Source organism: Rhizobium sp. S96 (assembly GCF_030382195.1).
Classification (GTDB): Bacteria; Pseudomonadota; Alphaproteobacteria; order Rhizobiales; family Rhizobiaceae; genus Rhizobium.
Window position 1 is genome coordinate 111567 of record NZ_JAUDRY010000009.1, and the last position, 23961, is coordinate 135527.

General features: G+C 60.9%; 22 protein-coding genes. 11 read left to right on the plus strand and 11 right to left on the minus strand.

Annotated elements, in window-relative coordinates; all coding sequences use genetic code 11:
• Window positions 1-4 precede the first annotated feature (4 nt).
• Window positions 5-1132, plus strand: coding sequence for an FAD-dependent oxidoreductase (locus tag QTL94_RS11530; protein ID WP_289801631.1), 1128 nt, complete (start codon window positions 5-7; stop codon window positions 1130-1132).
• A 15-nt stretch (window positions 1133-1147) separates the two neighbouring features.
• Window positions 1148-2026 (plus strand): 50S ribosomal protein L11 methyltransferase, encoded by an 879-nt coding sequence (locus QTL94_RS11535; RefSeq protein WP_065693616.1) that lies wholly within the window; start codon window positions 1148-1150, stop codon window positions 2024-2026.
• Window positions 2027-2185: 159 nt separating this feature from the next.
• On the opposite strand, the gene QTL94_RS11540 is transcribed toward QTL94_RS11535, so the two are convergent.
• Window positions 2186-2359, minus strand: a complete 174-nt coding sequence (locus tag QTL94_RS11540; RefSeq protein WP_198928749.1) for a hypothetical protein — start codon at window positions 2357-2359, stop codon at window positions 2186-2188.
• Window positions 2360-2634: 275 nt separating this feature from the next.
• Here QTL94_RS11540 and QTL94_RS11545 point away from each other — a divergent pair, with 275 nt between their 5' ends.
• Window positions 2635-4470, plus strand: a complete 1836-nt coding sequence (locus tag QTL94_RS11545; RefSeq protein ID WP_289801632.1) for an aminopeptidase P family protein — start codon at window positions 2635-2637, stop codon at window positions 4468-4470.
• A 15-nt stretch (window positions 4471-4485) separates the two neighbouring features.
• Here QTL94_RS11545 and QTL94_RS11550 read toward each other — a convergent pair whose 3' ends face one another.
• Together QTL94_RS11550 and QTL94_RS11555 are read right to left on the minus strand one after the other, a co-directional pair.
• Window positions 4486-4794 (minus strand): AzlD family protein, encoded by a 309-nt coding sequence (locus QTL94_RS11550; protein WP_289801633.1) that lies wholly within the window; start codon window positions 4792-4794, stop codon window positions 4486-4488.
• 1 nt (window position 4795) lies between these two features.
• Window positions 4796-5512 carry an AzlC family ABC transporter permease gene (locus tag QTL94_RS11555; protein WP_289801634.1) on the minus strand — a complete coding sequence of 239 codons (717 nt, stop codon included), beginning with the start codon at window positions 5510-5512 and terminating at the stop codon, window positions 4796-4798.
• A gap of 68 nt (window positions 5513-5580) precedes the next feature.
• Between QTL94_RS11555 and QTL94_RS11560 the strand changes: the two genes are divergently transcribed.
• Window positions 5581-5892: a DUF2164 domain-containing protein gene (locus tag QTL94_RS11560; protein ID WP_502944123.1), complete on the plus strand. Its 312-nt coding sequence runs from the start codon at window positions 5581-5583 to the stop codon at window positions 5890-5892.
• On the opposite strand, the gene pncA is transcribed toward QTL94_RS11560, so the two are convergent.
• Both pncA and QTL94_RS11570 read right to left on the minus strand, forming a co-directional pair.
• Window positions 5893-6519, minus strand: a complete 627-nt coding sequence (gene pncA, locus QTL94_RS11565; RefSeq protein WP_289801635.1) for a bifunctional nicotinamidase/pyrazinamidase — start codon at window positions 6517-6519, stop codon at window positions 5893-5895. It lies immediately after the preceding gene.
• Window positions 6520-6626: 107 nt separating this feature from the next.
• Complete coding sequence (locus QTL94_RS11570) at window positions 6627-7901, minus strand: sugar MFS transporter (RefSeq protein WP_289801746.1); 1275 nt, start codon at window positions 7899-7901, stop codon at window positions 6627-6629.
• Between the two features lie 315 nt (window positions 7902-8216).
• Here QTL94_RS11570 and QTL94_RS11575 point away from each other — a divergent pair, with 315 nt between their 5' ends.
• The gene (locus tag QTL94_RS11575; RefSeq protein WP_289801636.1) at window positions 8217-8723 is read left to right on the plus strand and encodes a GrpB family protein; all 507 of its coding nucleotides are present in this window, start codon (window positions 8217-8219) and stop codon (window positions 8721-8723) included.
• A gap of 22 nt (window positions 8724-8745) precedes the next feature.
• Here the strand turns inward: QTL94_RS11575 and QTL94_RS11580 are convergent, their stop codons facing one another.
• The 3 genes from QTL94_RS11580 to QTL94_RS11590 all read right to left on the minus strand — a co-directional run bounded on the left by QTL94_RS11580 (window position 8746) and on the right by QTL94_RS11590 (window position 12327).
• Entirely contained in the window at window positions 8746-10386 is a 1641-nt protein-coding gene (locus QTL94_RS11580; protein ID WP_289801637.1) for a Na+/H+ antiporter, read from the minus strand.
• A gap of 237 nt (window positions 10387-10623) precedes the next feature.
• A complete protein-coding gene (locus QTL94_RS11585) occupies window positions 10624-11121 on the minus strand; it encodes a hypothetical protein (protein ID WP_289801638.1) in 498 nt (165 codons plus the stop codon).
• A gap of 369 nt (window positions 11122-11490) precedes the next feature.
• Window positions 11491-12327 (minus strand): siderophore-interacting protein, encoded by an 837-nt coding sequence (locus tag QTL94_RS11590; RefSeq protein WP_289801639.1) that lies wholly within the window; start codon window positions 12325-12327, stop codon window positions 11491-11493.
• A 286-nt stretch (window positions 12328-12613) separates the two neighbouring features.
• Between QTL94_RS11590 and QTL94_RS11595 the strand changes: the two genes are divergently transcribed.
• Both QTL94_RS11595 and QTL94_RS11600 read left to right on the plus strand, forming a co-directional pair.
• Window positions 12614-12961, plus strand: a complete 348-nt coding sequence (locus tag QTL94_RS11595) for a hypothetical protein (RefSeq protein WP_289801640.1) — start codon at window positions 12614-12616, stop codon at window positions 12959-12961.
• A 171-nt stretch (window positions 12962-13132) separates the two neighbouring features.
• The gene (locus QTL94_RS11600) at window positions 13133-13393 is read left to right on the plus strand and encodes a hypothetical protein (RefSeq protein ID WP_289801641.1); all 261 of its coding nucleotides are present in this window, start codon (window positions 13133-13135) and stop codon (window positions 13391-13393) included.
• Window positions 13394-13709: 316 nt separating this feature from the next.
• On the opposite strand, the gene QTL94_RS11605 is transcribed toward QTL94_RS11600, so the two are convergent.
• Both QTL94_RS11605 and QTL94_RS11610 read right to left on the minus strand, forming a co-directional pair.
• Window positions 13710-16205 (minus strand): ATP-dependent helicase, encoded by a 2496-nt coding sequence (locus tag QTL94_RS11605; protein ID WP_289801642.1) that lies wholly within the window; start codon window positions 16203-16205, stop codon window positions 13710-13712.
• Window positions 16206-16428: 223 nt separating this feature from the next.
• On the minus strand, window positions 16429-16857 hold the full coding sequence (locus QTL94_RS11610; protein ID WP_289801643.1) for a hypothetical protein: 429 nt from the start codon (window positions 16855-16857) through the stop codon (window positions 16429-16431).
• 204 nt (window positions 16858-17061) lie between these two features.
• On the opposite strand from QTL94_RS11610, the gene QTL94_RS11615 reads away from it, so the two are divergent.
• From QTL94_RS11615 to QTL94_RS11630, 4 genes are all read left to right on the plus strand, one after another.
• Window positions 17062-18216, plus strand: a complete 1155-nt coding sequence (locus tag QTL94_RS11615) for an efflux RND transporter periplasmic adaptor subunit (RefSeq protein WP_289801644.1) — start codon at window positions 17062-17064, stop codon at window positions 18214-18216.
• Window positions 18213-21368 carry an efflux RND transporter permease subunit gene (locus tag QTL94_RS11620; RefSeq protein WP_289801747.1) on the plus strand — a complete coding sequence of 1052 codons (3156 nt, stop codon included), beginning with the start codon at window positions 18213-18215 and terminating at the stop codon, window positions 21366-21368. The genes QTL94_RS11615 and QTL94_RS11620 overlap by 4 nt, the downstream gene beginning before the upstream one ends.
• Before the next feature lie 251 nt (window positions 21369-21619).
• Entirely contained in the window at window positions 21620-22615 is a 996-nt protein-coding gene (locus QTL94_RS11625) for a flagellin N-terminal helical domain-containing protein (protein WP_065693631.1), read from the plus strand.
• Between the two features lie 203 nt (window positions 22616-22818).
• Complete coding sequence (locus QTL94_RS11630; RefSeq protein WP_065693632.1) at window positions 22819-23484, plus strand: YiaD family glycine zipper/OmpA-like lipoprotein; 666 nt, start codon at window positions 22819-22821, stop codon at window positions 23482-23484.
• A 51-nt stretch (window positions 23485-23535) separates the two neighbouring features.
• Here the strand turns inward: QTL94_RS11630 and QTL94_RS11635 are convergent, their stop codons facing one another.
• Entirely contained in the window at window positions 23536-23943 is a 408-nt protein-coding gene (locus QTL94_RS11635) for a DUF2000 family protein (RefSeq protein ID WP_065693633.1), read from the minus strand.
• Between the last annotated feature and the right edge of the window lie 18 nt (window positions 23944-23961).

Sequence of the window (23961 nt, forward strand, 5' to 3'; positions counted from 1 at the left end):
CGTCATGGCGCCTGGGCATCGCAGCATCCTGATTGCCGGAGCCGGCGCGACTGGTCTGGCTGCTGCCCTGGAACTCGCCAGACGGGGATTTCACCCGCGCATCGTCGATAGCGATGCCGGCCCAGTTCCTCTGATCGAAAGCCGGGCGCTGGGCGTCAATGCCCGGACGCTCACCCTCCTTGCGCCGTCGCGGGTGACCGATGCGATATTGCAGGAGGCGCAACAGATCGCGCGTTTCCGTGTCGTCTCGAAGGGGCGGAGGCTCGCAGATCTCGATACAACGACTATTGCTGGCCCCTACAGTGCATTGCACGCCCTCGCGCAAGGGCACACGGAGCGCCTGCTCGTCGGCAAGCTTTCCGACTATGAGGTCGTGCCGGAATGGGAGACGTCCATCGTCAGCGTTTCAGATGATCGTTCCAAGCCGCGGGTGACACTTCGGAAGGCCGACGGCTCCGTGGAAAGCGGAAGCTTCGATATTGTCATCGGCGCTGACGGCGCTCATTCCACGGTGCGCAAGGCAATTGGTATCAGCTTTCCCGGAGAGGCGCTGGAAAGCAGCTTTTATCTCGCCGATTTTCGCTACAGCCAACCGGTTGACTCGCACTTTGCCGAGATCAGCCTTGTCGACCCCGGCATGATCGGCCGGTTGCCGCTGGAGCGCGATGTGTTGCGCTACATTTCGACACTTCCGGATTTCGAAACGCGCATCCAGCATCCGGCCTCCATTGCCGAGCGTGTCTGGGCTTCGAACTTCCGTGTTCATTTCCGCCATGTCGAGACGATGTCGAAAGGCAATGTGTTTCTGGCCGGCGACGCGGCCCATATCCATTCGCCCGCGGGCGCGCGAGGCATGAACCTTGGGATTGAGGATGCATGTTGGCTTGCCTGGCTGATCTCGGAAGGCCGCGAGGCCGAGTACACCGCGCTGCGCATGCCTGCCGTCCAGACAGTGCTCAAGCAGACGCGTCAGCTCACATCTCTTATCACGATGCGGAATCCGCTGGCGATCGCGATCCGCAACCTTGCGGTACCGGTGCTTTTCAGACTACCTGCATTTTCACAAAGATTGCTTCACGGCGTTTCGGGATACGACACGCCGCCACCGCCATGGATCGATGGCGCGCTATAAACGGAAAGACCGACCTTGAGTGAAATACGCCTCTACGTGACGACCACCGAAGTGCTGGCCGGGCAGATCTTGGATCTGCTGTCCGACGTCTTCGGCGAAGAAGATTTCGCGATCGCGACCACCGAGATCGATGAGAAGAAAGATATCTGGGAAGCATCCGTCTACATGATGCGCGAGGACGAGGACGAAGTCCGCGTCCGCGTCGAAGAGGCGCTGGCGCACAGCTTCCCGGATGCCAAGGTCGAGCGCGAGGTCATTCCGGAGATCGACTGGGTGGCCAAGTCGCTCGAAGGGCTGAAGCCGGTGCGGGCAGGGCGCTTCCTGGTGCATGGCTCGCATGACCGCGACAAGGTGCGCTCCGGCGACATCGCAATCGAGATCGACGCGGGGCAGGCATTCGGAACCGGCCACCACGGCACCACCGCGGGCTGCCTGGAGACGATCGACCGCGTGGTGCGGTCGCGCAAGGTGCGCAATGCGTTGGACCTCGGAACGGGAAGCGGCGTTCTGGCGATCGCAGTGCGGAAGCTGAAGAATATTCCTGTTCTGGCCACCGATATCGACCCGATCGCCACGCGGGTCGCTGCCGAGAACGTCCGACGAAACGGCATTGCCACGGGCATTTCGACCGAAACGGCGCCGGGCTTCCATTCGACAGCCTTCTCGTCGCATGGTCCGTTCGATCTGATCATTGCCAACATTCTGGCGCGGCCATTGATCAAGATGGCGCCGCAGCTCGTGACGCATCTGGCGCCCGGCGGCTCGGTGATCCTGTCGGGTATTCTCGCGTCGCAGCGCTGGAAGGTACTGGCGGCCTATAACGGCGCGCATCTGCGCCATGTTCGCACCATCTGGCGCAATGGCTGGGTCACGATCCACCTCGATCGCCCCTGAGGCGAGGGCAAAAGAAAAGGCGGTGCCGATGGCACCGCCTTGAGACCGGTTTCCCGATCAATGCCCGCGAGCTCAAAGGAGGAGAGACGCTCGAGCGGGCTTCTACTTGTTCTGATCGCCGGTCCGGTGAGGGAGGAGGAGAACGGAGCGGCGAGTTGCTCAGAACGCGTAGCTGGTTGCGCCCTGGTGGCGCGTAACCTGGTGGCGGGCGCCGAGCATCGTGAGGGTTCCCTCATTCTGCGGACGGTGCGAGCCGATGATATGACGGACAGTCTGGCGCTCGCCAGCCTGCACCGGGCTGCTGTAAGCGAAGCGCGACAGAGAGGCAGTCATTTCAAAATTCCTTTTCGTTTGAGGTTCGTCTCGAACCCGTTTGATGGCGCCTATATAGCTATTTAGAAAAGTTGAGGCAGAGGGTTTCGTTCATGGGAGCCATGCAGCGAATGCATAAAGCGTGCCAGTTTGATTTTTGCCGCCCCATTTCCGCCCAAATGTTGCGCGGTCTGCGGGGATGTCGGGCGGCTCTTCTTTCGCATTTTGTCTGATTTTCCGATAACATAGCCGCTATCCGCCTTTCGGGATTCGCAGCAAACACCAGGTTCTTGAGCATGTTCCAGTCTTTCGAAGTCACTTCATCGCCGCAATTCGGCCGCGATCGCGTCACGGCTCTTCGCGAAAGTTTCGATGCGTTGGGTATCGATGCCTTCCTTGTGCCGCGCGCAGACGAGTTCAACGGTGAATATGTGCCCGCCTGCGCCGAGCGGCTGGCCTGGCTGACGGGCTTTACCGGCTCGGCCGGGATGGCGCTGGTTACGCGTTCGCAGGCAATCGTCTTCGTCGATGGGCGCTATGTGACGCAACTTGCCGAACAGGTGGATGGCGCGGTCTTCACCGGCGGCGACCTCGTCAACGAGCCAGCGCATCTCTGGTTGAGCAAGAATGGTTCCAAGGGATTGCGCCTCGGTATTGATCCCTGGCTGCACTCGGGAGCCGAGGTTCGGCGTCTGGAGAAAGCCCTGGCCGAAATCGGCGGCTCGCTTGTGATCCTGCCGCACAATCTGCTCGACAAGCTGTGGACCGGCCGGCCCCAGGAGCCGCTCGGCGCCGTTGCAATCCAGAACATCGCGCAGGCCGGCGTGCTGGCGACGGACAAGATCGCAACGATCGCGGCTGACCTGTCCAAGAAGAACCTGAGAGCAGTGCTGATCGCCGATCCGTCATCGGTTGCGTGGATCTTCAACATTCGTGGTGCTGACGTGCCGCACACGCCGCATCCGCTTGCGCGCGCGATCGTCTACGCGGACGGGAAGGCAGACGTCTTTCTCGACAAGCGCAAGACCGGCATCGAGGCCGAAGCCTATCTGGCGCAGATGTGCCTGCAGCTGCCGCCCTCGGCGCTCGACGAGAGGCTTGTCGCCGTCTCGAAGGATGGAGGGCGCATTCTTGTCGACCCCGATCTGACGTCCTTTGGCTTGGCCGACATCATTCGAAAGGCTGGCGGCGAAGTCGTCGAGGGGAACGACCCGGCGAAATTGCCTCGGGCGGTCAAGAACGGCGTCGAGATCAACGGATCGGCTGCTGCGCATCTGCAGGACGGTGCGGCGATGGTCGAGTTCCTCTGCTGGCTTGCGCAGACGAAGCCGGGGACCGTTACCGAAATCGAAGTGGCGGAGAAGCTCGAGGCTGTGCGGGCGCGCGTTGGCGATCTGATGCAGAACCCGCTCAAGGACATTTCCTTCGACACGATCTCGGGCGCCGGCGAACATGCGGCGATCATGCACTATCGCGTCACGACCGAAAGCAACCGCAAGCTTGAAGCGGGCGAGTTGTTTCTTATCGATTCCGGCGCGCAGTATATCAACGGGACGACGGACATTACCCGGACGGTCGGCGTCGGCACGGTTTCGGAAGAACACAAGCGCTTCTTCACGCTTGTTTTGAAGGGCATGATCCAGATCGGCACGGCGCGTTTTCCAAAGGGTACGCGCGGCTGCGATCTCGATCCGCTGGCGCGAATTGCGCTGTGGCGGGCCGGCGCCGATTTCGGCCATGGCACCGGCCATGGTGTCGGTTCCTACCTCTCCGTGCATGAGGGACCGCAGCGGATCTCGCGGCTTTCGACACAGGAGCTTCTGCCCGGCATGATCCTCTCGAACGAACCCGGATATTATCGCCCGGGCGCTTTCGGCATTCGTATCGAAAACCTGATCTATGTGCGTGACGCCGAGGCGATCGAGGGCGGCGACACGCCGATGCTCGGCTTCGAGACGCTGACCTTCTGCCCGATCGACCGCAACCTCGTCATTCCCGAGCTGCTGACGCACGACGAGCTGCACTGGCTCAACGACTATCATCAGCGGACCCGCGAAGCGCTGATGCCGCTGATCCACGACAATGACGTCAAGGCGTGGCTGGAAAACGCAACGCTGCCGCTGGAATACTAAAAGGCGGAGAGGGCGTCACACTCCGATGGTGTGACGCCAGGCCATGACGACGACCCAGGCGGCAACCAGCATCCAGCTATGGGACACGCGCAGGCCGACCAGCAAGGCGACCACGAGCGCCAGTTTCGATTCCCATCCACCTGAAAAAAACGCCGGGGCGACCAGCGTTGTCAGCACGGCTGCAGGCACGGCGGCCAATGCCGCCTCCATGCGTGGCGGTATGCGCTTCATCGTGGTGATGAGGATGTAGCCGCCGATGCGAGTGGCGTATGTCGCGACAGCCGCAGCGAGGATGATCAGCACCATGTGAAGATCCAATGTCATGTCACACCTCGTGCAGATCGGTTTCGAGTTCCTGCTCGTGCGGCGGCGGGGGCAGCAAGGCAGCAAGTAGAATGCCGGCAGCCGCGCCTAGGCTGACATGCCAGGGAGACCCGACGTAGCGATAGGCGATGATCGAGGCGACGGCGCTTACCAGCGATACGGGCAGGAAATTGTCGCGGTGGCGAAAATCCAGCACGATGCCCAGGAAGTAAGCCGGCAGGAGAATATCGAGGCCGATCGACTTCGGATCGCCGATGAAGCTGCCCAGCAGCCCGCCTATCAGGCTGACGATCACCCAGGGAACATAGATGGCGAGACCGAAGCCGAGGTACCATGCAAAGGTCACCAGTTTGCCGGCTTCGCCGCGCTTGACCGTCTCTGCAAACTGCGGGTCGACAAGCAGGAAGAAGGTGAAGAACTTCTGCACCGGCGTGAAATGCTTCACATAGGGCGCCAGGGCAGCGGAATAGAGCACGTGGCGGAAGTTGACGGCAAGGATCGAGGCGACGATCAACCAGGCCTGAATGTCATGGCCGAAAAGCTCGATACCCACCATCTGGCTCGCGCCGGCGTAGACAGTCGCACTCATGAGCGTGAGCTCGGCAAGCGACATGCCGTGATCTGCGGCGAGCGCACCGAAGAGCGCGCCGAAAGGAGCAGCTGCTACGGTGATGGGAAAACCGCCGCGCAGACCGTCGATAAAATTCGCACGACTCATCGGCGACCATCCTTCTGGAATTTTCGCTCCGTCTACGGTGATGGGGCCGCTGCCGCAAACGAATTTCCTTGATTGAAAGATCGATTTCGCTGAACGGTTCCCGGGAAGGTAAGACGCAGGCGAGGGAACAGATGAAGGCGATCGAACTCACGAAGGAAGAAAAGACGGCTCTGATCGGGCGCGTACAGCATTATTTCGATGCCGAACTCGACCAGAAGATCGGGCTGCTGAAGGCAGAGTTCGTGCTCGATTTCTTCGCGAAGGAGATCGGCGCGGCTTACTACAAGCAAGGCATCGACGACGCGCAGACCGCCTTGGCTCGCCGCATCGACGACTTCGCCGAGGATGTCTACCAGCTGCAGCGCGACGCCACGGAATGACTAGCCGGCGATCGCCTGGTCGCTCGTGACGATGGCGATCCCGCGCGAACGCATTTCCTCGATCGCGGCCGCAACGCCATCCGGCGTGATGCCGCGGCTGGCATCCTCGATGAAGCGAACTCTTACGCCCGGCAGCATCTCCACAGCATCGAGGGCCGAAAACTTCACGCAGTAATCGGTCGCAAGGCCGCAGACATCGAGATCGGTCACGCCTTGTTGTGCGAGGTAGTCGGCAAGGCCGGTCGTCGCGTCCTGATCGTTGTCGCGAAAGGCCGAGTAGCTGTCGACCGCGCTATCCTGACCCTTCTGTTGGATGAAATGTATGTCAGCGGTTCTAAGGTGGGGATGAAATTCTGCGTCGGGTGTGCCCTGTACGCAGTGGTCGGGCCACATCATTTGCGGCTTGCCGGAAAGTGTTCCGATCTCGAAGTGCGCCTTGCCGGGATGGGAGGATGCGAAGCTGCCGTGGTCAGCAGGGTGCCAATCCTGGGAAGCGACGATGAGATCGTATGTGCCACTGTCGATCAGCCGGTTGGCGACCGGAACCACCTCGTCGCCCCCAGGGACTGCAAGATTGCCTCCCGGGCAAAAACCATTCTGGATATCGACCAGCAGCAAGGCCTTCATGAAATGCGTCTCCAACTGTCGTTGCAGCGCAAGATGCCAAGCCGGTCGATGACGTGCAAGGGCGGAAACGCTTCGCCGCGTGGGCGGCGAAGCGTCATGAGTGCGGATCAGGTGGGGCGGTGCCCCTTGAGGCCGTAGAACGCGATGTAGGCATAGCAGACGATCGGCATCAGGAAGGCGAGATGGATGCCGATGGTATCGGCGAGCCCGCCCTGAATCAGCGGTAGCAGAGCGCCGCCGACGATGGCCAGGCATAGAATGCCGGAGCCCTGGCTCGTGTACTTGCCAAGACCGTAAAGCGCCAAGCTGAAGATCGTCGGGAACATGATCGAATTGAACAGTCCGACCGCCAGCACGGACCACATGGCCACATGGCCGCCGGAGAAGACCGTCAAGAGGAGAAGGGCGATGACGACAACTGCGTTGAAGGCGAGCGCCTTGCCGTCGTCAACGTAGCGCATCGCAGCCGAACCGATGAACCGGCCGATCATGGCGCCGCCCCAGAAGTAGGAGACATAGTGCGCCGCCTCGGCTTCAGAGAAGCCTGCGATGTCGGGCTGGCTCATGAAGTTGACGAGAAAACTGCCGATGCTGACTTCGGCGCCGACGTAAAGGAAAATGCCGACAGCGCCTAGGACCAGGTGGCGATACTGCCAGGCGGATCCGCCGCCGGTGATCGGCTCGAGGTCTTCGCTGCCGTCGACTTCCGGCAGCTTCAAGGCCGCGAACAGTGCTGCAAGTAGCAGGAAGGCGATGGCCAGCAGCATGTAGGGGAATTTCACCGCGCTTGCTTCCGCGAGCTTGATGGCGTCGAGCTGTTCCGGCGTTGCGCCGGCAACGGCCGCTGTCGCTGCCGAAAGAATGAGAAACGCACCGAACATCGGCGCCAGTGTTGTGCCGAGCGAGTTGAAGGCCTGGGTGAGGTTCAGTCGGCTGGCAGCTGTATCCGGCGGGCCGAGCACGGTCACGTAAGGATTGGCCGCGACCTGGAGCAGCGTGATGCCGCTCGCCAGCACGAACAATGCGCCGAGGAAGAGGGCGTAGACACGATAGCTCGCGGCCGGGATGAACAGGCCGCAGCCGATCGCGGCGACGACGAGGCCGAGAACGATGCCCCATTTGTAGCCGATGCGCTTGACGAGGGCGCCGGCAGGCAGTGAGGCGACGAAATAGGCGCCAAAGAAGCAGAACTGGATGAGCATGGACTGCGTGTAGTTCAGCTGGAACACATTCTTGAGGTGGGGCACGAGAATGTCGTTCAGGCAGGTGATGAAGCCCCACATGAAGAAGAGCGACGTCAACGCCACAAGGGCAAATTGATAGTTCGCAGCGGGGGAGGATGCAGGCGAAGCCGGGCGTGTCGTCGCGGCATTGTTGGTGATGATACCAGCCACTTTCTTATACCTCTTGTTCTTGTTGGCGCCGGGTATTTTCCGTTGAAAGCCGTCTGATACGACGGGCCGGCGGTGGCTCGGCGAGCACTGTGGGAGTAAGCGTGCAACAAGCCACAGGGCTCATATAAGCTGCGGCGAATAATTTCGATAGTATTCAAACGATTTTTATTGTGCTTTGCGAAAAGATTTTTGCGATTGCGAACAGGATGCGCGCAATACTGAACAACGTTGCGGCTGCCGTCCCGAAGTCTACGCTGTGGCGCAGACTGTTGATTCGACCGGTGGGGAGCGGAGACGCGTTCGATGGCAACGTTGGTCGAAATCGTTCAGTATGACGAGAACTGGCCGAGACTATTCCATCAGATCGCCAATGATCTGCATCGGCTGTTGGGAACGGTCGTGCTGGCGATCGATCATGTTGGGAGCACCTCGGTTCCGGGTCTTTCCGCCAAGTCGGTGATCGACGTGGATATTACTCTGCGCAGTCTGCCGGATGTTCCCGCAGCAAGCGAAAAGCTCATCGCTTCGGCCTATGAGCCGCGTGGAAATCGCTGGAATGACGACATGTGGGCGTTCATGCAGCACGCAAGTGTGCCGAAGCAACGTGTCTATCTTTGTCCTCCAGACAATGAAACGCATCGGCGTCGCATGGTGTTTCGCGATTATCTGCGCGCCCATCCTGATGCCGCGGCGGAATACGCTGCTCTCAAGCAAACGCTGGCGGTTGCGTTTTCTTATGACGGGGATCGATACACTGCGGCTAAGCGGGCGTTTGTCGAGGACATCCTTCGAAAAGCCAGTCACCGCTAGGCTTACCGCTGCGGCGATCGGGTCAAGATGAGCCGAACCTTGCCTCGGCGAGGTCTGTCTCGCGCACCAGCTTCTTCATCAGCTCTTCTGAAAGCTTGCGTGATTTCCGCAAGCGGAAGAACTCGGCGCGTTCGGCCTTGACGCCGGCGACCCACAGCTTGCGTTCGATCTCTTCGACGCGTCTTGCCAGTTCCGCGTCGTCACCGGTCTTCGAACGGCCGTCGATGCGGCGCCGGTAGATGTCCATCAACCGCGCGCCGGCATCCGCATAGATATCCGCATCGGCCCTGCCTTCGCTCATGTCGTGTTGCAGGGCCTCGATGGCCCTGATCGCTGCTTCTGCACCCTTGATACGCGCCTCATCCTCCTCGCGCTGATGCGACGGCTCGGGCGGTATCTGGAGGTCCTTCAGGAGGAAGGGGAGACCGATGCTGGCAACGATCAGCGATACGATAATGACGCCGGCGGCCAGGAAGATCGCAAGATCGCGGGCAGGGAAGGCCGAGCCGTCCGGCATGGCCAGCGGCAGTGTCAGGACACCCGCCAGTGTGATGGCACCGCGTACGCCCGCGAGCGAGGTGGCCGCAATCAGACGCCAGCCCGGGCGGACGATGACCTGGCCCCTTTTCGCGGCACGGTACAGCGTAAAGCGCAGGGAGACCCACACCCAGACGAAGCGAAGAAGACCGAGCGCCAGATTGATGGCAATGACATATGCAATCAGCCAGATCGGATCATGATGCCCGGTTTCGCGGACGACGCGAGCGGCACCCGACGCGATCTGGGGCAACTGCTCGCCGAGCAGCACGAAGATGATGCCGTTCATCGAAAACTGCACGGTGTCCCACACGGCGGTCCGACGCACGCGCGTGATCGCCAGCGTCCGGCCGCCTTGCTCGCCATAGCTCATGGTGACACCAGCGGCGACCGCCGCCAAAATGCCTGAACATTCCAGATGTTCGGCCACGAGATAGGCCGCGAAGGGTATGAGAAGGCTGACGAGGATCTGCGATCCGGTCTCCTCGCCGAGACGACGGGTGAAGAAGCTCTGGGTCCGCAAAATCACCCAGGTCAAGCCGACACCGATCAGGATGCCGCCGACCGCGACCCAGACAAAGGTTCCAGTCGCCTCGACAAGCGAGAAGGTGCCGGTCAGCGCTGCGGCAACCGCAAAGCGCATACAAACGAGGCCCGACGCATCGTTCAGCAGCGATTCCCCCTCCAGGATGTGCATCAGCCGCTTCGGGATCGGGACGCGTGTTGCGATGGCCGAAACCGCGATGGGATCGGTCGGCGAGACGATGGCGGCCAGCGCGAAGGCGACGGCAAGCGGCATCGACGGGATCAGCCAATGAACGAAGAGACCGACGCCAAGGACGGTGAAGACCACGAGGCCAAGCGCCAGCTCGAGGATGACGGCCTTGTCGCGAAACAGGCCTTCCTTGGGGATACGCCAGCCATCGAGCGCCAGAAGTGGGGGGAGAAACAGAACAAAAAACAGGTCTGGATCAAGGCTGACGCCGAGATCCGCAAAGGCTGTTATGACGGCGCCCAAGACGATCTGCACGATTGGTTGTGGTACGGGGATCGGGGACAGGCGCGTGAGCGTTCCGCTGACGACGACCGCGGACAGGAGCAGCAACGCAACACCGATACTTTCCATGACCCGTCGACCCTTCATCATTCGCGATGGATCGTTTCTGCGTCTTTTCGGCTGCCCGTGCAACCGCGAGAACGCCTTTTTCCGGATGGCCCCGCTGATCGGCGGTATTTCCGGTCATGGCCTTCATGGTAGCCACGGCGTCGAAGCAAAAATGGTTCCGCCTGACCCGAACACGGTAGGCGGCGATCTTATCGCGGGTGGCTTTGGCTCCCCCGGCGGAGCCGTGCCACGCGGCAATCAGACGGACTGCACGTTGTCGCTTGTCGTATCGGCTGCTGCCGAAGAGCCGTATGTGCTCTGGTATGCGCGAAGCGCGGTCTGCATGTCGTTCAGCACCTGCGTCAGGATCGGATCGTCGCTGCCATTGGCGCTGCTTGCAATGCTCGACGTATCCGCGGAAAGGATTTCGTCAGTGGTCAGCTTGCCGTCGCCGTTGGAATCCAGCGAGGCAAGAATGCCCTTGCTGCTGTCGTCGCCACTATCGTCGGCGCTGCTGTCGTCGCTGGCGCTGGACTGCTGCATCTGCAGCATGATCGAGACGATGTCGGCTGCGATCTTCTGCGTGACGCTCGCACTGTCGCTGCCGCCGCTGGCCGTCGATTTAGTGGAGGTGGTCGACGTGGAGCTGCCGTTGGCGGCCGCCAGTTCGTCAGCGGAAACGATGCCGTCGCCATTCTTGTCGAGGCTGGAAATATATGTGGACGTGTTGCTGCCCAGGGAGGAAACACTGGTCACCTGAATCTCCTTTAGAGTTCATCGTGAAACCCGCCTTTCATGGGCGGACGCAAACGGGCTAAGATGATTTGCCCCCGACGTCAAAACGGGAATGTTGTGATGAATTTCAGCCGATTGACCAAATGGGCCGAAGCAGTTTAACCTTTCGTTTACACCTTGTATTCTCTTAAAATCGCTGACGTTTTTGACGCGGCAAATCCGGCCCGTGAGGCATATTCCGTTCGAATGACCACCATTTTGTCATGGAATGATGGGCAACGCGCGCTGAGGCGGCTGGCGCGTTGGCGATCGGCCTGCGGCATTTCGTCTTCTTCTGCGCGTCGTGGCGTTGCCCCGCCCTGAAAGGCGGAGCAAACATCTGGCTGCGACTCAATCGCCGTGCGTTTCGTGGAAGTCGGCCTGGCCACGCTTCCAGTACCCTGCTGCCTTGATCCAAGCCTTGGGATGCTGCCGCTCGTCGACCATGACGGCGCGCAGACGCTTGGCGATGACGGTTTCGCAGGCGATCCAGACATAGCCATCGCCCGTGGGCAGGGCGAGGCCACGCAGTGCCTGGTCGAGCCTATCGGTCGTGCCCGCGGGTTCGGCGCCGCGATGCAGCCAGATGTAGGAAACCTCGGCGTTGCTGGTGAACGCTTGTTCCTCTTGCGGGCCTGCCACTTCAACGACGACGAGCGCCTTGGCGGTGGCGGGCAGTTCTTCTAGGCGACGACCGATGGCGGGCAGGGCGGTTTCGTCGCCGGCCAACAGATACCAGTCGAAATCGGTGGCGACGACGAAGGAGCCGCGCGGGCCGCCGAGGCCGAGCTTGTCGCCAGGCTTGGCATTGATCGCCCATTCGGTGGCGGGACCTGCCTCATGCAGCGCGAAGTCGATGTCGAGTTCCCCGGTCGCGGCATCGTATCGGCGCGGTGTGTAGTCGCGCAGCGACGGACGATTGGCCGGATCGATCATCGGCTTGCCGTCGGGGCCGATCTCCGGAAAGCTCGGCTCTTCGCCGGGTCGGGGAACAAGCACCTTGACGTGGTCGTCGTGGCCGAGGCTGACGAAGCCGTCCAGGTCCGCGCCGGCAAGGGTCACACGCAGCATCTGCGGCGTGACATGCGCGACGCGGCGGACAGTGAGCACGCGGCGCTTGAGTTCGTGGCGGACGCGTTCGATCAGATGGCGCTTTTCGGGAGAAGTGGAGGCGGTGTTGGCCGTCATCGGTGGTTCCTTTGATAGAACCGGGAATGCGTAAGACGCAGGCACGCCGCGCCGCTCGCACCCCGGATTCGGGTTCGATCAGCGCGTTGGTTGACGTTAACGCTTACGTGCAACGTCCCTCTTTGAGGGGACGGGCAGATGTCATCCCTGATCTAGCGGCGCCTTGCCGAACTGGCAAGAAGAAAACATGATTTTAATGTGAAGGATTTGTAATCTTTTGCGGCTCTTGCCGTTTTCACGGATTTCTGCCTTCCTTGGCAGGCGTGATCAGCCGGAAACAAAAGCCATGGTCGAGCCCGGTCCAGAGGAAAAGATCGATTCCACCTTCCGCAACGGCTCGTTGACGGCGGCCGGCATCATTCTCGGCTTTTCCCTCAATTTTATCAGCCATTGGGTGTCCAACCCGAACGACTGGAGCAAGATCGACATCCTGCCGATGCTGTTGCTGATGGTGGGCATCGCCATCCAGGTCAAGGTCTTCGCCGACCTCCTAGCGCGGGACTCCCTGATCGCGGCGAAATACGACCGCTCGCGTCGGCTCTTCCTGATCGGCCTGGCCATCGTGGCCGCCGGGATCGGACTGGCGTTGCTCAATGATATATTGGGACTGGGATCGATGCCGATCTTGGGGTGACGGCATGTTAGGCGCCTGCGGCCGTTTTTAACTCTAAATTGTATTTATGTTTTTGTTGCGCGCTTGATTTGATATGATCCAACTAATTCAAGCAGAGGTGGAGTAAGGTCTTTGAGAGCGGAGCCAAGTGGTCGCAGACTCGACGAATTCGACGCCGCGTTGGTCAAGGGTATGGGTGCTCGCTATGATCGTCATCACGATATAGCTGCGTGGTTCGGCGTTAATCAGGGCCGGGTTGCCGACATTCTTTCTGGAAAGAAGTTCCAATGGGTTGCCGCTGCGCCTATCGAGCAATTGCCGCCCCGCGGGCCGTATTCATCTGGCAGAGCTGCCCATCACTCGCTGAAGGCTTTGGAAGACGCAAAAGCTGCACTTGAACTAGCAATTGAGAATATTGATCTAGCTTTAGAAGAGGTCAAAAAGCTTGGATAGGCTCGCAGCAATTCTGCGGTTATGTTGAGCGGGCTGCTCGCCCGCTCATGCCTTGTCTCCACAAATCACGTGCCGATGATCTTGTTGCAGGCGAGCGCGATGCTGGGGTTGCTCACGATGGCGATCACCAATGATAGTCCGATCAATGATAGTGAGTAGCGTTTCATCTGCATCCTCCTATTCAAGCCCGCAAACAGCATCTGCGGGAGTCTAGTATGTCGCAGAAGAGGCCCGATACGAAGTCACGAATGGGTGACACGGCATGCGGGTAGCGGCTGCCAGAGCCGCCATGCCAACGGTCGGTGAACGGGCTGCGCTACGAAACCCGCTCCACAAACCCATCCAGCACCCGCTTTTCCCCGGCGCGGTCGAATTCGATTGTCAGCTTGTTGCCTTCGATGGACTTGATGTTGCCGTTGCCGAACTTGAGATGGAAGACGCGGTCGCCGGTCTTGAACTTCGAGGGTTCGGTGGCGGTCGATTTGGCAATCAGTTCGCCGTCGATGGTGCGGGTCTTCGGTCCGCTTTCGCCGTAGCCGATGCGTTCGACGGAATGGCCGGAACGGGAGCCCCAATTGTCGCGGGTGGCGTCGTTGCGGTTTTGCTGGGCGCGCTTCCAGCCGGGCGTGGAATAGCTGTTGGCGAAGGGCTCGGCCTTGTCGAAGCGCGACTGACCGTAACCACCGCGGCCGTAGCCACCGTAGCTCTGCTCGACTTCGGCGACCTCGACGTGAGTATCCGGCAGTTCGTCTAGGAAGCGCGAGGGGATGGTCGATTGCCAGAGGCCGTGGATGCGGCGGTTGGAGACGAACCAGATGTGGCAGCGGCGCTTGGCGCGCGTCAGGCCGACATAGGCGAGGCGGCGTTCCTCCTCCAAGCCGGCACGGCCGGTTTCGTCCAGAGAGCGCTGATGTGGGAAGAGGCCTTCTTCCCAACCGGGCAGGAAGACGGTGTCGAACTCGAGACCCTTGGCGGAATGCAGCGTCATGATCGAGACGGCATCGAGATTCTCGTTCTGCTCGGCGTCCATGACCAGCGAGACATGCTCGAGGAAGCCGCGCATGGACTCGAAGCTCTCCATAGAGCGGATGAGTTCCTTGAGGTTGTCGAGGCGTGTGGGCGCGTCTGCCGACTTGTCGTTCTTCCACATGTCGGTATAGCCCGACTCTTCGAGGATCTGCTCGGCAAGCTCGGTATGTGGTGTGTTTTCAAGTCTTTCCTGCCATCTGCGGAAAGATTGAATCACGTCGAACAGCGCCTTGCGGGCCTTCGGCTTGAGCTCGTCCGTCTCGATCATGTCGGCGGCTGCCGCCAGCATGGGGATATCGCGGGCGCGGGCATAGTCGTGCAGCGCGCGCACCGTCGTATCGCCGAGGCCGCGCTTCGGCGTGTTGATGATGCGTTCGAAGGCGAGGTCGTCGGCGGGCTGGGCGACGAGGCGGAAATAGGCCATGGCATCGCGGATTTCGAGGCGCTCGTAGAAGCGTGGGCCGCCGATGACGCGATAGTTCAGGCCGAGCGTGACGAAGCGGTCTTCGAACTCGCGCATCTGGAAGGAGGCGCGCACGAGGATCGCCATGTCGTTCAGCGCATGGGGTTGGCCGGAGGCACCGCGCTGGAGCTGTTCGATCTCGTCGCCAATGGCGCGGGCTTCTTCTTCCGAATCCCAGGAGGCGTGGACCTGCACCTTGATATCGTCGGGGTCTCTACGGTCGGTGAACAGCGTCTTGCCGAGGCGGCCCTCATTGTGGGTGATCAGATGCGCTGCGGCGCCCAAGATATGGGCGGTCGAGCGGTAGTTGCGCTCGAGCTTGATCACCTTGGCGCCGGGGAAATCCTTCTCGAAGCGCAGGATGTTGTCGACTTCGGCGCCGCGCCAGCCGTAGATCGACTGGTCGTCGTCGCCGACGCAGCAGACGTTCTGCGGCTCGCCCTTCGGACGCTGGGCGAGCAGGCGCAGCCACATGTACTGGGCTGTGTTGGTGTCCTGATACTCGTCGACGAGGATATAGCGGAAGCGCCCGTGATATTCCTTCAGCAGATCGGGGTTCCGGCGGAAGATCGCGATCGGATGCATCAGCAGATCGCCGAAATCGCAGGCGTTAAGCGTCGACAGGCGCTGCTGGTAGGCGAAGTAGAGTTCGCGACCCTTGCCGTTGGCAAAGGCACGTGCGTCACCTTCCGGAATGTCCGCAGGGCCGAGACCCTTGTTCTTCCATGTGTCGATCATGCCGGCGAACTGCTTGGCAGGCCAGCGCTTGTCATCGAGGCCCTCGGCCTGGATCAACTGCTTGACGAGACGCACGACGTCGTCGGTGTCGAGGATGGTGAAATCCGAGCGCAGGTTGACGAGTTCGGCATGGCGTCGCAGGAGCTTGACGCCGATCGAGTGAAAGGTGCCGAGCCAGGGCATGCCTTCTACGGCGCCGCCGACGAGAACGGCGATGCGTTCCTTCATTTCGCGTGCGGCCTTGTTGGTGAAGGTCACGGCGAGAATCTGCGAGGGGAAGGCGCGGCCGGTATTGAGGATATGGGCAATGCGGGTGGTCAGCACGCGCGTCTTGCCGGTGCCAGCGCCTGCAAGCACGAGAACGGGGCCTTCCAGCGTTTCGACGGCTTCCGTCTGTTCTGGGTTGAGGCCATCGAGATAATCCGGCCGCTGCTGAGCACCGCCACGGGCGGCCATGGCACGGGCGGCGAGACCTCCCGAGGTGGGGGCTCCTCGTGCGGGAGCGGCGGGGGCCTGCTGCTTGCGCGGCGCTTCGCCCGGCTCTTCATCGAAGAAGGGGATATCGTCGAAACTATTGCTCATGGCGCGTAATGTAGTGATTCGGGATGGAAAGACCAGAAAAGATGTTCTGCTTTCATTCCGCGTCTGCCGCTATCCTCAAGTCGCTGGCGCTGCGGGTCGGCGGCGAAGTGCGCGAGATCGATTGCCTTAACCTATTGTGTGGTCCGGCCCGGCAACTGGCCATGCCGTCCTGTGATTGTGCTGTCAGCCCTTGATGAAGGCGAGAACGTCGGCGTTGAGCCAGTCATGGCCTCCGCATAGTCGCCCCTGAGAGCGCCCTGACGCAATCATGTCCACCCTTGATGCCGCCGATTGTAGCCATCAACCGAAAGGTTTCGCGCAGGCTCTCGTTCACCTTGGTGCTGTCGCGATTGAGGCGATATAATGGGATACCGAGATCCTTGAAAAATTGCGAGCATCGCCGCTGAGCGGCCGTGCGAAAAGAGATCTGCTGCGCCGGACCCCAGTCGTTATGGAAAATCCTGCTTCCATCTTTGGTGGTAATCTTCGCCACAATCGTCATTCCGTTGGCGGTTGATGAATAGAGCCGGTACGGCTTTGCGCCGGTAGCGTCAGCAGAGGCAGGGAGCAGCGTAATGATAGGAAATAACAGCGTTATTTGATTTGACATAGCCGAAGCGCATGAGGTGCGCTTGCTGACAGGCATTGCCATGCAGGGCAGAACCGACGTGGTGCTTGTGAATTGCAATTTGCGCGCGGTCGCCGGCTACCGAATATTGACATGACAATTGCGTTATCAAGGTCTGGTAAGCTTGCTGCGGGCCGCCGGAGAGTGGATACTGCAGCCGTGTGGCGATTTCGCCCGCGACGCCCCCGCTTGTTGAACGAACCGGTTCACGGTTCATCGGAGACGTGAATGCCCTTACGCAAACAGTTCGTCCTCTGCCTTGGCATTGTTGTTGCCGGCTTCGCGGCATGGGTCGTGTTCGTGCCCGGTGCGACGGATTTCCTGCGAAAGGTTGGCGTGTCTGAGCGGCTGGTTGGTGCTGCGACACCGGTCAAGGCGGTAGGCGGGGCACAGGAGAGGCGCAGTGGCAGCGGGCGGTCCGATGCAGTCCTCATCGTTACCCAGCCTGTGGTGCAAGGCATCGTCAACGACCGCCTCAACGCGATCGGCACCGGCGAGGCAGTTCGCTCGGTTGTCGTGACGCCCCAGGCCAGCGGTATCATCCGCGAGATTCTGATCAAATCCGGCGAACGGATCTCCAAGGGGCAGATTCTCGCCAAGCTCGATAGCGAAGAGCAGGTGATCGCCCAAGGTCAGGCGGAGGTCGTGCTGAAGAGCGCGATCGAGAAATCCAGCCTCTATCACAACATCAAATCCAGCGTGTCGCGCATGGATGTCTTCGATGCGGAGATCGCCGAGCAGGGTGCGAGACTGCAGCTTCAGGCGGCTGAACTCAATCTGGAGCGGCGCAACATCGTCGCGCCCATCGATGGGATCGTCGGCATCATACCGATCAATATCGGGGACAATGTTTCGACCACAACACCGATCGCAACGCTCGACGATCGCAGCGAGATACTGGTCGACTATTGGGTGCCTGAGCGCTTCGCAAACTCGGTGTCGGTCGGCCAGGCGGTAGAAGCGACCTCGGTCGCGCGTCCCGGCCAAGTCTTTTCGGGTGTCGTCGAAGCCGTCGACAACCGCATCGATGCGGCAAGCCGGACGCTGCGTGTCCGTGCCCGGATCGACAACGCCTCGGACGAGCTGCTGGCCGGCATGTCGTTCAATGTCGGCATGCGGTTCAAGGGCGACCAGTATCCGGCCGTCGATCCGCTGTCGGTCCAGTGGGACGCGCAGGGTTCCTTCGTCTGGCGGGTGGTCGACGGAAAGTCGCGCAAGGTTCCCGTGAGCATCGTGCAACGCAATCCCGACTTCGTCCTCGTCAAGGCCGATATCCAGGATGGCGACCTGATCGTAACGCAGGGTCTGCAGCGCGTGCGTGACGGCGGCGCAGTGCGATGGGCGGACGAGGTCGCATCCACGAGCGGGGTTGCGACGCGATGAAGGTGGTCGAGACGCCCGAGAAGCCGGCTGGCGGCAAGGAGACGTTTACAGCGCTTTTCGTGCGGCGGCCAATTCTCGCGCTGGTCTTTAACACCTTGATGATCGTCGCCGGCCTTGCCGCTTACTTCGGCATCGAAGTGCGCGAATTGCCAGAGGTCGATCGCCCAGTTGTCACCGTCCAGACGAAGTTCGATGGCGCGGCGCCGCAGACGATCGACCAGGAGGTGACGAAGGTCATCGAAGGCGCCGTTGCACGGGTCAGCGGGCTCAAGTCGATTTCGTCCAGTTCCCAGTTCGGGCAGAGCCGCGTGACGCTCGAGTTCTCGGATGCTGTCGATCTTTCTGTTGCGGCCAACGACGTGCGCGACGCTGTCGGGCGGATCACGCAAATTCTTCCCGATGACGCCGATACGCCGCAGATCGTCAAGGCGGACGCGGATTCGCAGCCGATCCTGCGGCTCGCGGTCACATCGACCAAGCTCGACATGGACGATCTGACGTTGCTGGTCGAGAACGAAGTCGTCGACAGGTTGGCCGCCGTCGAAGGCGTTGCCGATGTGGAAACATACGGCGAGCAGGAAAAGGCTTTCCGCGTCGACATCAATCAGGGCGAGCTTGCAAGCCGCGGACTGACCATCGGCGACCTCACAGAGGCGCTGTCGAGTGCGGCCTTCGACGTCCCTGCAGGCTCCCTGAAGAGCGGTTCGCAAAGCCTGGTCGTACGGGCAACAGCCACGCTGCAATCGCCGAGCGATTTTGCCAATCTGATCCTGAAGAACCGCATCAGGCTTGGCGACGTCGCGACCGTGACGCTTGGCCCGCGCGATGGACAGACGGCGCTGCGTTCGAACGGCAAGCAGGGTATCGGCCTCGGGGTGATCCGCCAGGCGCAGTCCAACACTCTGAACATATCGACCGGCATCAAGGCCACGGTTGCACAACTGTCGAAGACCTTGCCGGAGGGCACTCAGATCGTCATCACCAGCGACGATGCGGTCTTCATTCAGGGCGCAATTCACGAGGTCGTCCTCGCTTTGATCCTAGCGGCGGCAATCGTTACCGTCGTCATCTACCTTTTCCTGCGGGATTGGCGGGCGACGGTGATCCCGGCAGTGAGCATGCCGGTTGCCTTGATCGGGACGCTGGCTGCGATCTACCTCGCCGGCTTTTCGATCAATATCCTGACACTGCTAGCGATCGTGCTGGCCACCGGTCTTGTGGTCGACGATGCGATCGTCGTGCTCGAGAACATCGTCCGGAGGCGCTCGGAGGGCATGGGACCGCGCGCCGCGGCGGTGCTCGGTACGCGGGAGGTCTTCTTCGCCGTCATCGCAACGACGGCGACGCTTGCGGCCGTCTTCATCCCCCTGTCGTTTCTGCCCGGTCAGGTCGGAGGGCTGTTCCGTGAGTTCGGTTTCGTCCTTGCCATCTCCGTCGGCCTATCCTCGATCGTTGCCCTGACGCTCTGCCCCATGCTGGCTTCGCGAATGCTGACGAGGGAAATGCTCGAGGATCACGGCGTGCTCGGCCGGTTCGGCGAGGGGTTTGCGGCGCTTTACAAGTGGGCGCTCCAGCGGTGCCTCAATGCGCCGCTCGTTGTGATCGTCTGCTGCCTGATGTTCGCGGGCGCTGCCGTGGTGTCGTTCATGACGGTCAAGAGCGAGCTTACGCCGAACGAAGACCGCGCGATGGCGATGATGTGGATGGCCACGCCGCAGGGCTCGAGCCTGGAATATACGGCTGACAAGCTGCAGTTGGTCGAAGAATATCTGCAGCCTCTTCGCGACAGCGGCGAGATCCGCAATATCTTTGCGATGTCGGGGCGCGGTGGCCAAGACAACGGTGCCTTCCTGGTCCTGACGCTGGCGCCCTGGGGAGAGCGCGAGAGAACCCAGGCGCAGATCATCGATGACATCAACGCCGTGGCGGCACGCGTTCCGGCGCTGCGAGGCGGCGCATTCCAGTCGAACAGCCTGCGCATTCGTGGAGCCGGCAGCGGCCTGCAAATGGCGGTCGTTGGGAGCGATTATGAAGCACTGACGGCGGCTGCCATCAAGCTGGTGTCGGCGCTGGAAGCCACGGGTCACTACGAATCCCCACGTCTCGCCAACGAGCCGACGCAGGCGCAGGTCTCGGTATCGATCGACCGTGAACGGGCATCGGATCTCGGTATCAATATCTCGGGTCTCTCCGTCGCGATGCAGTCGCTGCTGGAAGGCCGGTCGGTGGTCGACGTCTTCGTCAAGGGCGAAGCCTATCCCGTTGTTCTGACGTCCAATACGCGACCGCTCGACGATCCGACCGATCTCGAGAACGTCTTCCTGAAAACAGGCGACGGCAAGATCGTGCCGATGTCGGTCATTGCCTCGCTGACGGAGGGCGCGGTCGCCCCGCAGCTCAATCGCGAGCAGCAACTGGCATCCGTTGCGATCACGGCGGGCCTGAAGGACGGTATTTCGCTCGGCAATGCCGTTGAAGAGGCGACGGCACTTGCGAAGCCCTTGCTTCCGTCCGGCGCGCGGCTCGTGCCGCTCGCCGAAGCGGCGACACTTGCGGAAAATTCAAACGGGATGGCGCTGACCTTCGGGTTCGCCATCGTGATCATCTTCCTGGTGCTCGCGGCCCAGTTTGAAAGCGTGCTGTCCTCGCTGATCATCATGTCGACGGTGCCGCTTGGTCTTGCCTGCGCGGTCTTTGCGCTCGTGATCACCGGCTCGAGCCTGAACATCTACAGCCAGATCGGCCTCGTGCTTCTGGTCGGGGTCATGGCGAAGAACGGCATTCTCATCGTCGAGTTCGCCAATCAGCTCCGCGATCGCGGCGTGGATGTGCGCACGGCGATCGAAAGTGCCTGCGAACTGCGCCTTCGCCCGGTCATGATGACGATGATTGCGACCATTCTCGGCGGCGTTCCGCTTGTTTTCGCCCATGGCGCCGGTGCCGAGGCGCGCGTGGCGCTTGGTTGGGTTATCGTCGGCGGGCTGGGCTTTGCGACGCTGGTGACGCTCTTCATCACGCCGGTCGCCTATCTTCTGATCGCCCGCTTTGCGAAGCCTCACGCGCATGAAGAAGCGCGGCTGCACGAAGAGATGGCGCATGCGTCGCGGCCACGCCCGGTTGCCAAGCCGAGCAGCCTGGAAGCCGCCGAGTAAGGCCATCCGCGGAGCAAGGCGTTGTCGGATCTGTCATGGTTTACGAGACGTCCGCAAACGTGGTGAATTAATTTCAACCTTTAGCGGTTTTTTAAGCGTAACCGGTAATCATCCTCGATAGTAACCGACAGGTTTCTCCCAGCGTTTCGGGGGGCCGTCCAGCGCTGTGTTTGGCGCTCCCGGACATGAATGTTCGCGGTACCGGTTGATTTGTATCAGTTGCGTATTGTTGTGTTCGGAGTTCAGTATCCGTGAGTATTTATCGGCGCACTTCGGTGGATGCCGCGCTTTATGTATTGCGCGACATCGGTCGCGATATGACGAAGACCCAGAGGCAGGTATCAACCGGGCTCAGGGTGGAAAAGGCGTCGGATAACGGCGCCTATTGGGCCATCAGTTCCTCGCTGAAGGGTGACCAGAAGGCGCAGTCCGCGATCCGCGACGCGCTGGGGCTTGCAGCCGCGACGATGGGAACGGCCTCCGAGGCTGTCGACAACACCATCGATATCGTCAGCCAGATCAAGGAAAAGCTTGTGGCGGCGACGGAATCCGGCGTCGACAAGGACAAGATCAATCTGGATATCACCCAGCTGAAGGACCAATTGCGCTCGGTCGCGCAGTCGGCGACGTTCAACGGCGAGAATTGGGTCTCGATCGACGATTCCGACGATCCATCGAAGCCGCGCGAAATCCCGGCGTCGTTCACGCGCAATTCCGATGGCACGATTACGGTAGGCACGCTCACCTATGAGGCGGATCTCGCTCCGGTGGGGTCTGTTTCGTCGAAGGACGCGCGATACCTGATCGACGATCGATCGACCGGTTCCGGCGAATACGGAGCGCTTACGTCGCAGTATTTCGCGACGGAGGTCGGTGCGTCCCAGAACTACGTGATGCTGACGACCGCAGGCAATTCCGGCGGGCAGGTCGAGATCGGCATATCCTCCAGCACGACCACCGATGAGGTCAACGAAATGATCTCGGTCGTCGACAAGATGCTGAACCAGATGACCACCGTAGGTGCTGCCTTTGGAGCGCTCGAAACGCGCATCAGCTTGCAAAGCGACTTCGCGCAGGCGCTCGACGATTCGTTGTCGCGCGGCATCGGGCGCCTGGTCGATGCCGACATGGAGGAACAATCGAGCCGGCTTGCTGCCCTGCAGACACAGCAACAATTGGGGCTGCAGTCGCTGAATATCGCCAATGCGAGCTATGACACGGTCCGGCAATTGTTCCAGAATTTCTGACGGTTGCCTTTGATCCCCAAGCGCCGCCCGCTCTGCTTGCTGGCGGCGCTTTTTGCACGACTTAAATGAGACACTGCTGTTAAAACCCCGCTAGGGCTGTGCAATTCCGGGATTTTTCGGTATCGAACTCGTCCGCTTCATCTTGTTGCCGCATTCCTTAATACTGCTCGCATCACCATTTCGAACCGGAGATACGCCTGTCCATGATCAAGAAATTCATACTTCTGGCCGTTGCCGCAACCTATCTCAGCGCGTGCACCACCACTGACCCCTATACGGGTGAACAGAAGATGTCGAACACGGCTGGCGGCGCCATGCTCGGCGCAGGCGTCGGCGCGCTGGCCGGCCTTGCTGTCGGCGGTTCCGCACACGGACGCCGCAACGCCGCGCTGATCGGCGCAGGTGTCGGCGCCTTGGCAGGTGGCGCGATCGGCAACTACATGGATCAGCAGGAATCCGAACTCCGCGCGCAGCTGCAGGGCACCGGCATCTCCGTGACCCGCAATGGCGACAACATCATCCTGAACATGCCGTCGAACATCACGTTCGATGTCGATCAGGACGCAGTGAAGTCCGGCTTCTATCCGACGCTGAACTCGGTCGCGATCGTGTTGCGCAAGTTCAACCGCACGCTGATCGACGTCAACGGCCATACCGACTCTACAGGCAGCCTGCAGCATAACCAGGATCTGTCGCAGCGCCGTGCCGCCTCGGTTGCGGATTATCTCGGTACGCAGGGCGTCGATCCGCGCCGTGTGTCCGCTGTCGGCTTCGGTCCGTCGCAGCCGATCGCTTCCAACGCCACGGAAGCGGGTCGCGCCCAGAACCGCCGCGTCGAAATCCAGATCGCGCCGGTTACCCAGAGCTAATCGGGGTTGCCTTGAATTGCAAACGGCCGGGTTTTTCCCGGCCGTTTGTCGTTATTGGTGCATGGTCGCGCCCTTGGTGATCTTGTCGACCGTCTTCTTGTCCGCCCTGATGGCGATGCCGACCACCTTGGCATCATCGGGGGCATACTCGGCAAAGACAGCGCGATTGGCCGCGTCGTGGCCAGTCGAGAACATTTCCTCGATGAACAGCGATGACGTCACGCCGCGCTCCAGTGAGCGCCGGTGGATCGTCGACATCGTGTCGTTCTCCGCCGACAAGACGATGATCGGCTGGATGGATAGCGGATTGTAGAGATTGCCGGCGCGATCCTTGTAGGCTTCGCCGATAATCTCCGGGTTCTGGCCAGCGATGCCGCTCATCAGGAAAGCCGTGACGTTCAGCTTCTGCCAGGATGCAAGATTGTTTCGCAGCACGATCGCAATTTTGGTATCAAACATTTCAGTCTCTTTCATGCG